The sequence below is a fragment of the Bradyrhizobium sp. 195 genome (genome assembly GCF_023101665.1).
In the GTDB taxonomy this organism is placed as follows: Bacteria; Pseudomonadota; Alphaproteobacteria; order Rhizobiales; family Xanthobacteraceae; genus Bradyrhizobium.
Genome location: NZ_CP082161.1, coordinates 7,476,185 through 7,488,601, shown reverse-complemented (window position 1 = coordinate 7,488,601; position 12,417 = coordinate 7,476,185). Strand labels below are relative to the sequence as shown.

The following is a 12,417-nucleotide window of genomic DNA, read 5'->3' as shown; positions in this document are numbered from 1 at the left end:
TGATACGGTGCCGTATTGCTAGCGCGACGGAGCCCTGATACGCTACCGTATCAAGAAGCCGCCGAAGGCGGAACAGGGCAGGAGGAATTGCGATGGCGCAGGAGGCGACCTATCGCGGCACGGTCTATCCGTGGCAATGCGATCATGTCGGCCACATGAACATCATGTGGTATGTCGGCAAATTGGACGAGGCCAATTGGAATTTGTTCGCCCGCCTTGGGCTGACGCCGAGTTACTTGCGCAGTTCCGGCCGCGGCATGGCGGCGGTCCAGCAGAACATCACCTACAGGCGCGAGCTGCTCGCCGGCGACATCGTCGAGATCCGCAGTCACCTGCTCGAGATCAGCGACAAATCGATCCGGTTCCGGCACGAGATGAGGAACGCGGAGACCGGCGAAATCGCCGCGACTTGCGAGATTACCGCCGTGCACATGGATCGTGGGTTGCGGAAGTCGGCGCCGTTCGCGGATGCGATCCGCCAAACCGCCTTGAGGCATCTTGCCGAACCGGCCGAGGTCTGAGCCATGGCGGCGTTCGAGCCGAAAAATCCGGGCTATCGCGCGGCTGCCATTGCCTTGTTCGACGGTCAGCCGGCGATGCGCACGCTCGGCGTCGTGATCGTCCGCCTTTCGCCGGGCGAGGTCGAATTGGCAATGCTGCATTCGCCGGCCTTCACGCAACAAAACGGGTTTGTCCATGCCGGCATCATCACGGCAGGCCTGGACAATGCCTGCGGTGTCGCCGCCTTCACCCTGATGCCACCCGAGGCTGACATCCTCACCGTCGAGTTCAAGACCACGCTGCTTGCGCCCGCCCGCGGCGAACGCTTCGTCTTCAAGGCGGAGGTGGTGAAGCCCGGCCGCACGCTGACCTTCTGCGAGGCCAGGGCCTTTGCCGAGCACGAAGGCAAGACCACATCGATCGCCACCATGACCGGAACGCTGATGGCGATGCTGCCCCGCGCCTAGCACGCGATGACTTTACGCCCGCAACGCTCTATATGAGCGTAACAATTCCGGTCCCGAACCGTATTCGGGGAGATGGGACCGAAAACGGGACGAGATATGGCTGGATTTGGGAATAAGGGCCTGCTGCCGACGCGGCGCGCGGCGCTGACGCTGATCGGGGCGGGTGCCCTCGCGGCGGGCCGCATCAGTTCGGCGTGGGCAGCCGCCGATAATGACGAGGTGCTGACCGAAGCCAAGGTGCTGCGCGATCCCGACACGCCCGTCGCCGGCAATCCCAACGGCAACGTCACCATCGTCGAATGGTCCGACTACAATTGCCCCTATTGCCGCAAGCTCGAGCCCGAGCTGCGCCAGGTCGTCCAGGACGATGGCAAGGTGCGGCTGGTGATGAAGGACTGGCCGATCCTCGGGCCGGTCTCGGTCACTGCGGCGCGGACCGCGCTCGCGGCGAAATTCCAGGACAAGTACCATCCGGCCCATGACGCCTTGATGGGCGTCAGCTCACGCCTGACCGAGCCGCGTATCAACGAGTTGCTGGCGGCCGCCGGCGTCGACATGGATCGCCTGAAACGCGATCTTGCTGACCATGGCAGCGACATCGACGCCCTGCTCAAGCGCAACAACGAGCAGGCTGAAGCCTTCAGTTTCAGCGGCACTCCATCCTTCATCGTCGGCAAGTACCGCGTACCGGGCGTGCTCAGCATGACCGAGTTCGAGCAGGTCATCGCCGATGCCCGCAAGGCCAAGATGAACTGACGCGCAGCGTTGATCGTAGCCAACACAAAGGCGCCGCCGCGGATCCGCGACGGCGCCTCGTTCATGATAGGGCATCGTTACTTCGACGAGATCCGGACCCAGTCCTTGTGCGCGCGATCGCGCAGCGCATCCCAATCCGCCTTCGCCACGTCCCAGTTCACGATGGTGCGATTCGTGATCGCCACCTCGCCATTGGCAACCGATGACGTCTGCATGGAATCATAGACATAGACGCCGCCCGCAAGCAGCAGCGCGCCCAGGATCATTCCGAAAAAAGTCTGCATGGCGAACCTCCGGTGACCGGCAATAACGTCGGCCCGGAGCGATGGTTCCGCGGCAGTACGGCGCAGGTAAGATCGGATCGTTCACGTCCCATTCAGCCACTCCAGCAGCTCCGCGTTGATCTCGCGCGGATAGGTGTGGCTGAGGTCGTCGATCTCGCGATAGGTGACATCTGCGCCGGCCGCCGTGAGCGCCGCCTGCGTCTGGCGCGCGGTCTGCACGGGAAACATCCAGTCGAGCTTGCCGTGAGTGATGAAGACAGGCAGCCTCTGCAGGCGCGGGGCGTCGGCCATCTCCGCCATCAGCGGATGGAAGGTTGCGGACACCGGCGCCAGATGGGTGAAGGGCGAGGCTCCGTCGAGCCCGCTCACGTAACAGAAGGTGCCGCCGTCGCTCATGCCGGTCAGCAGCATGCGCGAGGCATCGACGGTCCAACGGCCGCGCACGGTTTCGAGAATGCGCATGAGATTGGGCGTATCGGCATCGTCGCCCATCAGCGCCCAGGTCGGGCCGGTCGCGGTCGGCGCCACCAGGATCGCACCACAGCTGCGGGCGTCGCGCAGCCAGCTCCACAGGAAGCCGCGGCCGTTGCCGCTGCCGCCATGCAGCGCCATCACCAGCGGCATGGCGCGATCGGCCGTGTAATATTCGGGCACATAGACCGAGAAGCCGCCGCGGCTGCCGGGCTCGTTGTGATCGTGGAAGATGCCGGTATTGTCGCGCCCGCCGACTTCGAGCCGCGACAACAGATCCGCATTTTCGCGATTGGCGTCGTTGAGGAAGAAGCTGCTCACCGGTGGAAATTGCACCGAAAGGAGGTAAAGCGCCTCCTGCGCGCGCGGCAGGTGGCGCAGCGCGCGGAAAACCGCGACGAGATCGCCATTGCCGCGCTCGACCTCGCGAATGCCGGCAAAGGCGGCGAGCGTCTCGTCGCAGGCGCGATCCAGTCGCTCGCGCAGGCCGGCGAACTGGTCCGGCCAATCCGCGATCGCGGTACGTCCGGCCTGCAGTGCCTCGTCCGGCGCGCCGATCGCGTTCATGACGGAAGCAAAGGCCGGCGGATGCAGATGCCGTTGGAAAAATCCAAGCGCTTCCAGCGCATTGAGCAGTGGCGGGAGCACGGCCACGATGTCGTCGATCACGGCCTCGGTCATCGCGGCTTCCTCCGGACGTAGGGCAATGTCGATGCCGCGAACTGTCCGGCCATATGGCCGCGCTACTTGGCCGGCACCGTCTCCTGAGTCTTAAATCCCAGGTACGCGGAATTGACAATCCCCATGTGCATGAGGAGATAGGCGTCGAATTCGACGAAGATAAAATTCGCGACGACATTCCAGGCAAAGATGATCGCGAGGATGCCGGTCCAGCCAATCATCTGGATTCTGTGCAGCTTGGGACCGCCGCCGTCCGAGATCCGATCGGCCCAGAAGCCTTTCGTTATCTCCTTTTCGACCGGTTTGTTGGGGTCATCTCTGTCCAGGATAACGGCGGTGAGTCCCGTCACGCTGTTGATGCCGAGCAGGACGAGGATCGCTTCCGTGATGACGTTTCTGTAAATTCCCAGAGTGAGCCAGATGAAGATGAAGCCCGCGATCGACAGGCCGAGCCACAGCGCCATTTGAGCCCGGCCTAGGCTGAAGCTGCCTCCCGGATCGTCTTTTGTGGAGGCGTTCTTGCAGGCAAGCAGCACTTGCGTGGCCTGCGCAGATCTGTCGGCGAGCGCCTGATTGGCGGGATCAGTTGCGGCCGCCACACGGGCAATTCTGTCATTGTACTCCGCGATCTCGATATTCGAGAGCGCATGGTCGCGCAGCTCAGGCTTATCCTGTGGTGCCGATCAATGCAGCTTCGGCGCCTTTAAGAGCTTGAAGCGATCGGTCGAGGTCACCGTGACGTCGAAGGTGACGCCTTGGTGATGCACAGTCAGCGGCACGTCGACGCCGGCGGCGCCGAGCGACCACATCTTCTTGTAGAAGGCGGTCTGGCTCGTGACCTTGTCGCCGTCGACGGCGAGGATGATGTCGTCGGTCTTGAGCTCGGCGCGCGCCGCCGGACCGTTGGCGGAGATCCCGATCACCACCACGCGGTTGTCGATCTCGGTCGAGTAGAGCCCGAGCCAGGGCCGCGCAGGCTTGTTGACGCGACCGAACTTGCGCAGATCGTCCAGGATCGGCTTCAACAGGTCGATCGGCACGACCATGTTGACGTGCTCGGCCTTGCCGTCGCGTTCACGCTCCAGCTGAAGCGAGCCGATGCCGATCAACTCGCCGCGCTCGTTGAGCAGCGCGGTGCCGCCCCAGTTCGGATGCGCGGGATAGGTGAAGACGGCTTCGTCCAGCAGATATTCCCAGTAACCGGCGAATTCCTGCTTGGCCACGATCTGGCTCGCGACCGAGCGCGTGCGACCGCCGGCGCCGCCGACCACGACGCGGTCGCCGATCCGGCTTGCCGCCGACGAGCCGAGCGGCAGCGGCTCGACGTCGAGCGGGCCGAGCGCCTGCACCAGCCCGAACCCGGTCTCGGAATCGAAGCCGAGCGCATGACCCTCCACCACGCGTCCGTCGGCGCGGTGCAGCCAGACCGACTCCGCCTCAGTAATGAGATAACCTATCGTGAGCACCAGCCCGTCGTCGATCACGACCCCGTTGCCAGCCCGTTCGGTGCCCAGCGTCTCGGCGCTGAAGGCGTCCGGCGGGATGATGGCATGCAGGCCGACAACGGATGCGAGCGCGCGGTCGAGATCGAAACCGTAGTCGCCCGCACGCGGCTGATTGGCCGGCGGCACTCTCCATTCGGTCAGGGCGGGCATGGAGTTCTCCTGGCTGAGTGCATCGCTGCACGATTGCAGAGGAGCGAGGCGCGAAGCAGGCATAATTTAGGCCGGGAGAGGCCGTCTTGAAAGCCTCGTTTCCAACTATTCGTGAGACGCCGCGCGAGATATTTCGAAAGGCACAGAAGCACCTTCGTGCACGGGTGGCAGGCGACCCTCAATCCGACATGCCTCGCATGGCTGCTGTCCAGCGAGGTGCTAGGCGCCGTGCGGTGAAACTGCTAACCATTGCCGCTTCGTTTGACCAAGGGATCACGGATCGAAGCATGGACAACCGCAGCGACATCTGGCGTGGCATCGACACGATCAAGGCGCGTTTCATCGACCTCAGCGACAAGGTCTGGGGCATGCCCGAGGTGTGCTACACCGAGGCGCGGTCCGCCGCCGAGCATCTCGCCGAACTGCGTCACCAGGGTTTCCGCATCACAGAGAACGTCGCCGGCATTCCGACCGCGGTGATGGGCGAGTGGGGCGAGGGCGGTCCGGTCATCGCCTTCATGGGGGAATATGACGCGCTGCCCGGCCTCAGCCAGGAAGCGGGCGTGGCCGAGCATCGTCCAGTCGAAACGGGTGGGCACGGCCACGGCTGCGGTCACAATCTGCTCGGTTCCGCCGCGCTGCTCGCCGCGACCGCGGTGAAGGACTGGCTCGCCGAAAACAAGGTGCCCGGTCGCGTGCGATACTATGGCTGCCCGGCCGAAGAAGGCGGCGCGGCAAAGGCCTTCATGGTGCGCTCCGGCGCGTTCGAGGACGCCGACATCGCCATCACCTGGCATCCGCACAGCTTCTGGGAGGTCGCGGTGACGCCGTCGCTCGCCAACACGCGCGCGGACTTCATCTTCACCGGCCGAACCTCGCATGCCGCGGCCTCGCCGCATCTCGGTCGTTCCGCGCTCGATGCGGTGGAATTGATGAATGTGGGCGTGAACTACATGCGCGAGCACATGCCGAGCGATGCACGCGTGCATTACGCGCTGCTCGACACCGGCGGCATCGCGCCCAACGTGGTCCAGGCCCATGCGCGAGTGCGCTATTCGATCCGTGCCCGCGATCTTCCCGGCATGAACGAATTGGTCGGACGCGTGAGCAAGATCGCTGAGGGCGCGGCGCTGATGACCGAGACCAAGGTCGAGATGAAGATCATCTCCGCGGTCTCCAACATCCTCCCGAACACCCCGCTGGAACAGGCGCTGCACCGGGTCATGGAAGAGCTCGGACCGCCGCATTTCGACGATGCGGACAAGGGTTTTGCCAGCCAGATCCGCGCGACGCTGAGCGACAAGGATATCGCGTCGGTCTATTACGCGATCGGCATGGAGCAGACCGATCGGCCGCTGGCCGACTTCCTGGTGCCGCTCGATGCCAAGCGCAATCCGCTGGTCGGCTCGACCGACGTCGGCGACGTCAGCTGGGTCGTGCCGACCGTGCAGGTTCACGCCCCCACGGTTGCAATCGGCACGCCCTTCCACACCTGGCAGGTGGTGGCGCAGGGCAAGAGCCCGCATGCCCACAAGGCCATGGTGCAGGCGGCCAAGGCGATGGCCGGTCTCGGCATCAAGGCGCTGACGGGTCCGGAGCTGATCAAGGCAGCCAAGGCCGACCTGAAAAAGCGGACGGCCAAGACGCCCTATATCTGTCCGCTGCCGGATCATGTCGAGCCGCCGCTCGACATGTCCGTCGCGTAGAATTTCGTCTCGATACTTCGTCTGATCCGGCGAACAAATTTTTCGCACTGCAGCGTGCAATCCAGCATGTTTTGATGCTGGATTGCCGAGCGGATGGGCTGCAGAACGTAGTTTTGCCCAACAGACAGCCAGAAGACCGTTTGCATACACACGGTCGCAGTTGACGCGCCCCCCATTCGGTGTGCCATCTACTGCCAGCCAAATGGGCAGCCACGTTTCGCGGCCGCCCTCATCACTATGGGAACCAGACGGGGGACAACCATGCTGGATAAAGAACTGCGTTCGATGATCGGCAAAGTGAAGGACGGGCGGATGGATCGCCGCGCCTTCATCAAGCGCATGGCCGCGGTTGGTCTCACCGCTCCCCTGGCCAATCAGATCCTCGCGCTCGGCGGCGTCGCCATGGCCGAGGGCGCCTCGACCTACAAGCCGACCAAGCGTGGCGGCGGCGGTGCGCTGAAGCTGCTGTGGTGGCAGGGACCGACCTTGCTCAATCCGCATTTCGCCACCGGCACGAAGGACCAGGACGGCTCGCGCCTGTTCTACGAACCGCTCGCCTGTTGGGATCCGGACGGCAACATGAAGCTGGTGTTGGCGGCGGAGATTCCGTCGATCCAGAACGGCCTGCTCGCCGCCGACGGCAAGTCAGTGACGTGGAAGCTGAAGCCCGGCGTCAAGTGGCATGATGGCAAGCCGTTTTCGGCCGACGACCTCGTCTTCACCTGGCAATATGCCAAGGATCCGGCGACCGCAGCCGTCACCATCGCTGTCTATCGCGACATCACTGTCGAGAAGATCGATGATCTCACGGTCAAGATCACCTTTCCGCAGCCGACTCCGTTCTGGGCCGATGCTTTCGTCGGCGCCGGCGCAGGCCAGATCCTGCCGAAGCATCTCTTCGCCGATTTCATCGGCTCCAAATCGCGCGAGGCGCCGACCAATCTCTCACCTGTCGGCACCGGTCCCTACAAGTTCGTCGAGTTCAAGCCGGGCGATCTCATCCGCGGCGTGATCAATCCCGACTATCACATGGCCAACCGCCCCTATTTCGATTCGCTCGAGATGAAGGGCGGGGGTGACGCCGTCTCGGCCGCGCGTGCGGTGATTCAGACCGGCGAGTATGATTTCGGCTGGAACATTCAGGTCGAGGACGACGTCCTACTGCGCCTGGAGAAGGGCGGCAAGGGCAAGACCGTCTATGCCGTTGGCGGCGACACCGAGTTCATCGCGCTCAACTTTACCGATCCGAACGTCGAGGTCGACGGCGAGCGTTCGTCGATGAAGACCAAGCATCCGCTGTTCTCGGATCCCGCCGTACGCAAGGCGCTGTCCCTTCTGGTCGATCGCGAATCCGTCAAGAAGGCGATCTACGGCCGTGCCGGCCGCACCACCGCGAACTTCCTCAACGGCCCCGAAAAGTTCGTATCCAAGAACACCTCGTGGGAATTCAGCATCGAGAAGGCCTCGAAGATTCTCGACGATGCCGGCTGGAAGCCCGGCGCGGATGGTATTCGAGAGAAGGACGGAAAGAAGCTGAAGCTCTTGTACCAAACCGCGATCAACGGTCCGCGCCAGAAGACTCAGGCCATCGTCAAGCAGGCCTGTCAGAAGGCCGGCGTCGATGTCGAGCTGAAGTCGGTGGTGGCCTCGGTGTTCTTCTCGTCCGACGTCGCCAATCCCGACACCTATCCGAAGTTCTACGCCGACATCGAGATGTTCCAGATCCCGCTGAGCCAGCCGGACCCGTCGCAGCACATGCGCCGCTATCTCTCGACGGCGGTGGCGACCAAGGAGAACAAGTGGCAGGGCACCAATTTCCCGCGCTGGGTCAACAAGGACTATGACGCGGCGATCAACGCGGCCGATATGGAGATGGATCCGGTCAAGCGCGCGGCGCTCTACATCAAGGCCAACGACCTGATGTGGCAGGATACGGTGTTCATCCCGGTGCAGCATCGCCTGAAGGTCGAGGCGGCCGCGAACAATTTGCGTCCGGTGATCTCCGGCTGGGCCAACGAAACCGACAATCTGTTCGACTGGTACCGCGAGGAATGATCCCCCAACTCTAGACGGGGCCTTCCCTCATGAGCCAATACGTCCTGCGTCGACTGATGATCGCGATTCCGAGCCTGCTCGGAATCTCGGTCGTGCTGTTCGTCGTGCTCGCGCTCGCGCCCGGCGATCCGTTCTCCGAACTGGCGACCAACCCGAACGTGCCGCCCGAAGTGCAGGCCGCGCTTCGGGCCAAGTTCGGCCTCGACGATCCGATTCACCTTCGCTACCTGCATTGGCTCAACGCCATGCTGCACGGCGACTGGGGCTTCTCCTTCGTCAGCCGGATGGACGTCGACACGCTGATTCTCCAGCGCCTGCCGGCCACGCTCTATGTGATCGGCTCGGCGCAGATCCTGGCCCTACTGATCGCGATCCCGGTCGGCGTCTATGCCGCGACCAAGCCGTACTCGCTGTTCGACCAGATCGCCAACACGCTCGCCTTCGTCGGCTTCTCGCTGCCGACCTTCTTCACCGGCATCCTGTTCATCCTGATCTTCTCGGTCACGCTGGACTGGCTGCCGTTCGTCTATACCACCGACATCAAGGGCACCGGCATCCGCTGGGTGCTGGAGATGATCCGTCAGGCGATCATGCCGGTGGCGGTGCTCGGCCTGTTCCAGGCGGCGTCGATGACGCGTTTCGTGCGCTCGGCGATGCTGGATGTGATCCGGCTCGATTACGTCACCACGGCGCGCGCCAAGGGCCTCGGCCAGGCCAAGGTCATCGTCAAGCACGTGATGCGCAACGCCATGATCCCGGTCGTGACGCTGATCGCGCTGCAGATGCCCGCCGTGTTCGGCGGCGCCATCGTCACCGAGCAGATCTTCCGCATCCCCGGTATCGGCTCGCTGCTGATCTCTTCGATCCTGTCCAACGACACGCCGGTGGTGATGGCCGTGACCTTCGTCTTCGCGTGCCTGGTCGTGCTGTTCAATCTCATCGCGGACGTTCTTTATGGCTGGCTTGACCCTCGCATCTCCCTCCGCTGAGCGGCGCGTCTACTCGCCCTGGCGCGAGACGTGGCGGCGTTACAGCCGCCACAAGCTCGCCGTCGTCAGCGCCTTCCTGCTCCTCGTTCTGGTGCTCGCCGTCGTGGTCGGGCCCTTCGTCTGGCGCATCAAGATCAACGAGATCGACATCGTCGCGGGCCTGCAAGGACCCTCGCTCGCCCATCCCTTCGGCACCGACGATCTCGGCCAGGACATCCTGGCGCGCATGATCTATGGCGGCCGCATCTCGCTCGCGGTCGGCCTCGCCGCGATGCTGGTTTCCGTCTTCATCGGCACGCTGATCGGCGCGCTCGCCGGCATGTCGCGCGGTGCGCTCGGGCACGGCCTGATGTGGCTCACCGACCTGTTCCTGTCGCTGCCGCAACTGCCGCTGCTGCTGCTGCTGATCTATCTGTTCCGCGATGGGCTGAAGCAGGTATTTGGTCCCGAAGGCGGCATCTTCATCCTGATCGTGCTCGTGATCGGGGGGCTGCGCTGGATGCCGGTGGCGCGGCTCGTGCGTGCGCAGTTCCTGTCGATCCGCGAAAAGGAATTCGTCGAGGCGGCACGAGCCTTGGGCGCCAGCCCGGTGCGGCAGGTGGTGCGGCATATCCTGCCGAATGCGCTCGGCCCGGTGATCATCGCCGGCACCATCGACGTTGCCGCCGCGATCATCGCGGAATCGACGCTGTCCTTCCTCGGCCTCGGTTTCCCGCCGGATACGCCGACCTGGGGGCGGCTGCTGTACGACGCCAAGGACTTCCTCGACATCGGCCCGCACTGGGCGCTGTTTCCGGGCGGCGCGATCTTCATCGCGGTGGTCGCCATCAACTTCATCGGCGACGGCCTGCGTGACGCGCTCGATGCGCGGCGGGTGATCTGATGGCGCCGCTGCTCGAGATCAAGGGCCTGAAAACCCACTTCTCCACCGACGACGGCATCCTCCAGGCCGTCGACGGCGTCGACATCTCCATCAACCGGGGCGAGACGCTCTGCGTCGTCGGAGAATCCGGCTGCGGCAAGACCGTGACCGCGATGTCGATCCTGAAGCTGATCGCGATGCCGCCGGGCCGGATCGCGGCGGGGCAGATCATCTTCGAGGGCCGCGATCTCGTGCCGCTGACCAGCAATCAGCTCGACGAGATCAGGGCCAAGGAGATCGGCTTCATCTTCCAGGAGCCGATGACCTCGCTCAATCCGGTGCTCACCATCGGCGAGCAGATCGCCGAGAGCCTGCGCCGCCACGAGGCGGTGACCAGGAAGCAGGCGCTCGAGCGCACCATCGAGATGCTGAAGCTGGTGCAGATCCCGAATGCCGAAGGCCGCGTGCACAATTATCCTCACCAGTTCTCCGGCGGCATGCGCCAGCGCGTGATGATCGCGATGGCACTGGCCTGCAAGCCGAAGCTGATCATCGCCGACGAGCCCACCACCGCGCTCGACGTCACCATCCAGGCGCAGATCCTCGACCTCTTGCAGGACATGAAGGAGCGCTTCGGCATGGCGGTGATGCTGATCACCCATGCCATGGGCGTGGTCGCCGAGACCGCGCAGCGCGTCGTCGTGATGTATGCCGGCAAGGTGGTGGAGGAGGCGCCGGTCGACGAGCTGTTCGGCAATCCGCGCCATCCCTATACGCAAGGATTGATCCGCTCGATCCCGCGCATCGATCTCGACAGCGAGCACAAGACGCGGCTCGAGGCGATCGGCGGCTCGGTACCGATCCTGATCAACCCACCCGTCGGCTGCCGCTTCGCGCCGCGCTGTAAATTCGCCATGAGCGTCTGCACCGAGAATGAGCCGCTGCTGCGCGAGGTCTCGCCCGGCCATCGCATGGCCTGTCACCTCGGCGACACCAATCTGGGAGGCGCGGCATGAGCGAGCCCTTGCTGCAAGTCTCCAACCTGAAGAAGCATTTCCCCGTGCTCGGCGGCCTGCTGTCGCGCCAGGTCGGCACCGTCTATGCCGTCGACGGCGTGTCGTTCTCGGTCAACCGCGGCGAGACGCTCGGTCTCGTCGGCGAATCCGGCTGCGGCAAGTCGACCACGGGACGCTGCGTGCTGCGGCTGATCGAGCCGACCGACGGCGAGGTCACCTTCGACGGCCAGGACGTTCGTCAGCTCGGCGGCAATGATCTGCGCGCGATGCGCCGGAACATGCAGCTGGTGTTCCAGGACCCGTTTGCCTCGCTCAATCCGCGCATGACGGTCGGCGCCATCCTCGGCGAGGCCTTCACCATCCACAATCTCGCTTCGTCCGCGAAAGAGCGCGAGGAGCGCGTCGCGGGCCTGCTGGTCAAGGTCGGGCTCAAGGCCGAGCACATGCGGCGCTATCCGCATGAATTCTCCGGCGGCCAGCGCCAGCGCATCGTGATCGCGCGCGCGCTCGCAGTCGAGCCGAAGCTGATCGTCTGCGACGAGCCGGTCTCGGCGCTCGACGTGTCGATCCAGGCCCAGGTGATCAACCTGCTGGAAGACCTCCAGGCCGAGCTGAACCTCACCTATCTCTTCGTCGCGCACGACCTCTCCGTGGTCGAGCACATCTCCGACCGCGTCGCGGTGATGTATCTCGGCCGCATCGTCGAACTTGCCAAGGCCAGCGATCTCTACCGCAACCCGCAGCATCCCTATACCAGGGCGCTATTGTCAGCGGTGCCGGTGCCAGATCCCAAGCTCAAGCGCGAGCGCATCCGACTCAAGGGCGACGTGCCGAGCCCGATGAAGCCGCCGTCGGGCTGCCACTTCCACACCCGCTGTCCCATCGCCCAGCCGCGCTGCGCGGAAAGCGCGCCGGAGCTGAGGGAAGGAGCGGGCGGACACTTCGTGTCGTGCCATCTGGCGTGAGGGCCGTCA

At 64.2% G+C, this 12,417-nt stretch carries 13 protein-coding genes; 9 read left to right on the top strand and 4 right to left on the bottom strand.

Features of this window, described 5'->3' with window-relative positions; genetic code table 11:
- The first annotated feature begins 92 nt into the window (after positions 1–92).
- The 3 genes from IVB26_RS34895 to IVB26_RS34885 all read left to right on the top strand — a co-directional run bounded on the left by IVB26_RS34895 (position 93) and on the right by IVB26_RS34885 (position 1,724).
- Positions 93–521, top strand: a complete 429-nt coding sequence (locus IVB26_RS34895; RefSeq protein WP_247969467.1) for an acyl-CoA thioesterase — start codon at positions 93–95, stop codon at positions 519–521.
- Between the two features lie 3 nt (positions 522–524).
- Entirely contained in the window at positions 525–968 is a 444-nt protein-coding gene (locus tag IVB26_RS34890; protein WP_247969466.1) for a PaaI family thioesterase, read from the top strand.
- A gap of 96 nt (positions 969–1,064) precedes the next feature.
- On the top strand, positions 1,065–1,724 hold the full coding sequence (locus IVB26_RS34885) for a DsbA family protein (protein ID WP_247969465.1): 660 nt from the start codon (positions 1,065–1,067) through the stop codon (positions 1,722–1,724).
- A 77-nt stretch (positions 1,725–1,801) separates the two neighbouring features.
- Here IVB26_RS34885 and IVB26_RS34880 read toward each other — a convergent pair whose 3' ends face one another.
- From IVB26_RS34880 to IVB26_RS34865, 4 genes are all read right to left on the bottom strand, one after another.
- Positions 1,802–2,008: a hypothetical protein gene (locus IVB26_RS34880; protein WP_027573305.1), complete on the bottom strand. Its 207-nt coding sequence runs from the start codon at positions 2,006–2,008 to the stop codon at positions 1,802–1,804.
- A gap of 81 nt (positions 2,009–2,089) precedes the next feature.
- Positions 2,090–3,160: a carboxylesterase family protein gene (locus tag IVB26_RS34875; RefSeq protein WP_247969464.1), complete on the bottom strand. Its 1,071-nt coding sequence runs from the start codon at positions 3,158–3,160 to the stop codon at positions 2,090–2,092.
- Positions 3,161–3,222: 62 nt separating this feature from the next.
- Positions 3,223–3,759: a hypothetical protein gene (locus tag IVB26_RS34870; protein ID WP_247969463.1), complete on the bottom strand. Its 537-nt coding sequence runs from the start codon at positions 3,757–3,759 to the stop codon at positions 3,223–3,225.
- 84 nt (positions 3,760–3,843) lie between these two features.
- Complete coding sequence (locus IVB26_RS34865) at positions 3,844–4,815, bottom strand: S1C family serine protease (RefSeq protein ID WP_247969462.1); 972 nt, start codon at positions 4,813–4,815, stop codon at positions 3,844–3,846.
- A 287-nt stretch (positions 4,816–5,102) separates the two neighbouring features.
- Between IVB26_RS34865 and IVB26_RS34860 the strand changes: the two genes are divergently transcribed.
- The 6 genes from IVB26_RS34860 to IVB26_RS34835 all read left to right on the top strand — a co-directional run bounded on the left by IVB26_RS34860 (position 5,103) and on the right by IVB26_RS34835 (position 12,408).
- Positions 5,103–6,521: a M20 family metallopeptidase gene (locus tag IVB26_RS34860; protein WP_247969461.1), complete on the top strand. Its 1,419-nt coding sequence runs from the start codon at positions 5,103–5,105 to the stop codon at positions 6,519–6,521.
- Between the two features lie 261 nt (positions 6,522–6,782).
- Positions 6,783–8,576, top strand: a complete 1,794-nt coding sequence (locus tag IVB26_RS34855; protein ID WP_247969460.1) for a peptide ABC transporter substrate-binding protein — start codon at positions 6,783–6,785, stop codon at positions 8,574–8,576.
- 29 nt (positions 8,577–8,605) lie between these two features.
- Positions 8,606–9,565, top strand: a complete 960-nt coding sequence (locus IVB26_RS34850; protein WP_247969459.1) for an ABC transporter permease — start codon at positions 8,606–8,608, stop codon at positions 9,563–9,565.
- The gene (locus tag IVB26_RS34845; RefSeq protein ID WP_246924975.1) at positions 9,531–10,448 is read left to right on the top strand and encodes an ABC transporter permease; all 918 of its coding nucleotides are present in this window, start codon (positions 9,531–9,533) and stop codon (positions 10,446–10,448) included. Before IVB26_RS34850 ends, IVB26_RS34845 begins: the two co-directional genes overlap by 35 nt.
- Positions 10,448–11,443, top strand: coding sequence for an ABC transporter ATP-binding protein (locus IVB26_RS34840; RefSeq protein ID WP_247969458.1), 996 nt, complete (start codon positions 10,448–10,450; stop codon positions 11,441–11,443). The genes IVB26_RS34845 and IVB26_RS34840 overlap by 1 nt, the downstream gene beginning before the upstream one ends.
- Positions 11,440–12,408: an ABC transporter ATP-binding protein gene (locus IVB26_RS34835; protein ID WP_247969457.1), complete on the top strand. Its 969-nt coding sequence runs from the start codon at positions 11,440–11,442 to the stop codon at positions 12,406–12,408. Before IVB26_RS34840 ends, IVB26_RS34835 begins: the two co-directional genes overlap by 4 nt.
- Positions 12,409–12,417 lie beyond the last annotated feature (9 nt).

Bases quoted from the DNA above. Each gene is read 5' to 3' on its own strand.
- IVB26_RS34875 (WP_247969464.1), bottom strand. From the start codon at position 3,160: ATGACCGAGGCCGTGATCGACGACATCGTGGCCGTGCTCCCGCCACTG.
- IVB26_RS34855 (WP_247969460.1), top strand. From the start codon at position 6,783: ATGCTGGATAAAGAACTGCGTTCGATGATCGGCAAAGTGAAGGACGGG.
- IVB26_RS34840 (WP_247969458.1), top strand. From the start codon at position 10,448: ATGGCGCCGCTGCTCGAGATCAAGGGCCTGAAAACCCACTTCTCCACC.
- IVB26_RS34885 (WP_247969465.1), top strand. From the start codon at position 1,065: ATGGCTGGATTTGGGAATAAGGGCCTGCTGCCGACGCGGCGCGCGGCG.
- IVB26_RS34845 (WP_246924975.1), top strand. From the start codon at position 9,531: ATGGCTGGCTTGACCCTCGCATCTCCCTCCGCTGAGCGGCGCGTCTAC.
- IVB26_RS34895 (WP_247969467.1), top strand. From the start codon at position 93: ATGGCGCAGGAGGCGACCTATCGCGGCACGGTCTATCCGTGGCAATGC.
- IVB26_RS34865 (WP_247969462.1), bottom strand. From the start codon at position 4,815: ATGCCCGCCCTGACCGAATGGAGAGTGCCGCCGGCCAATCAGCCGCGT.
- IVB26_RS34860 (WP_247969461.1), top strand. From the start codon at position 5,103: ATGGACAACCGCAGCGACATCTGGCGTGGCATCGACACGATCAAGGCG.
- IVB26_RS34890 (WP_247969466.1), top strand. From the start codon at position 525: ATGGCGGCGTTCGAGCCGAAAAATCCGGGCTATCGCGCGGCTGCCATT.
- IVB26_RS34880 (WP_027573305.1), bottom strand. From the start codon at position 2,008: ATGCAGACTTTTTTCGGAATGATCCTGGGCGCGCTGCTGCTTGCGGGC.
- IVB26_RS34835 (WP_247969457.1), top strand. From the start codon at position 11,440: ATGAGCGAGCCCTTGCTGCAAGTCTCCAACCTGAAGAAGCATTTCCCC.
- IVB26_RS34850 (WP_247969459.1), top strand. From the start codon at position 8,606: ATGAGCCAATACGTCCTGCGTCGACTGATGATCGCGATTCCGAGCCTG.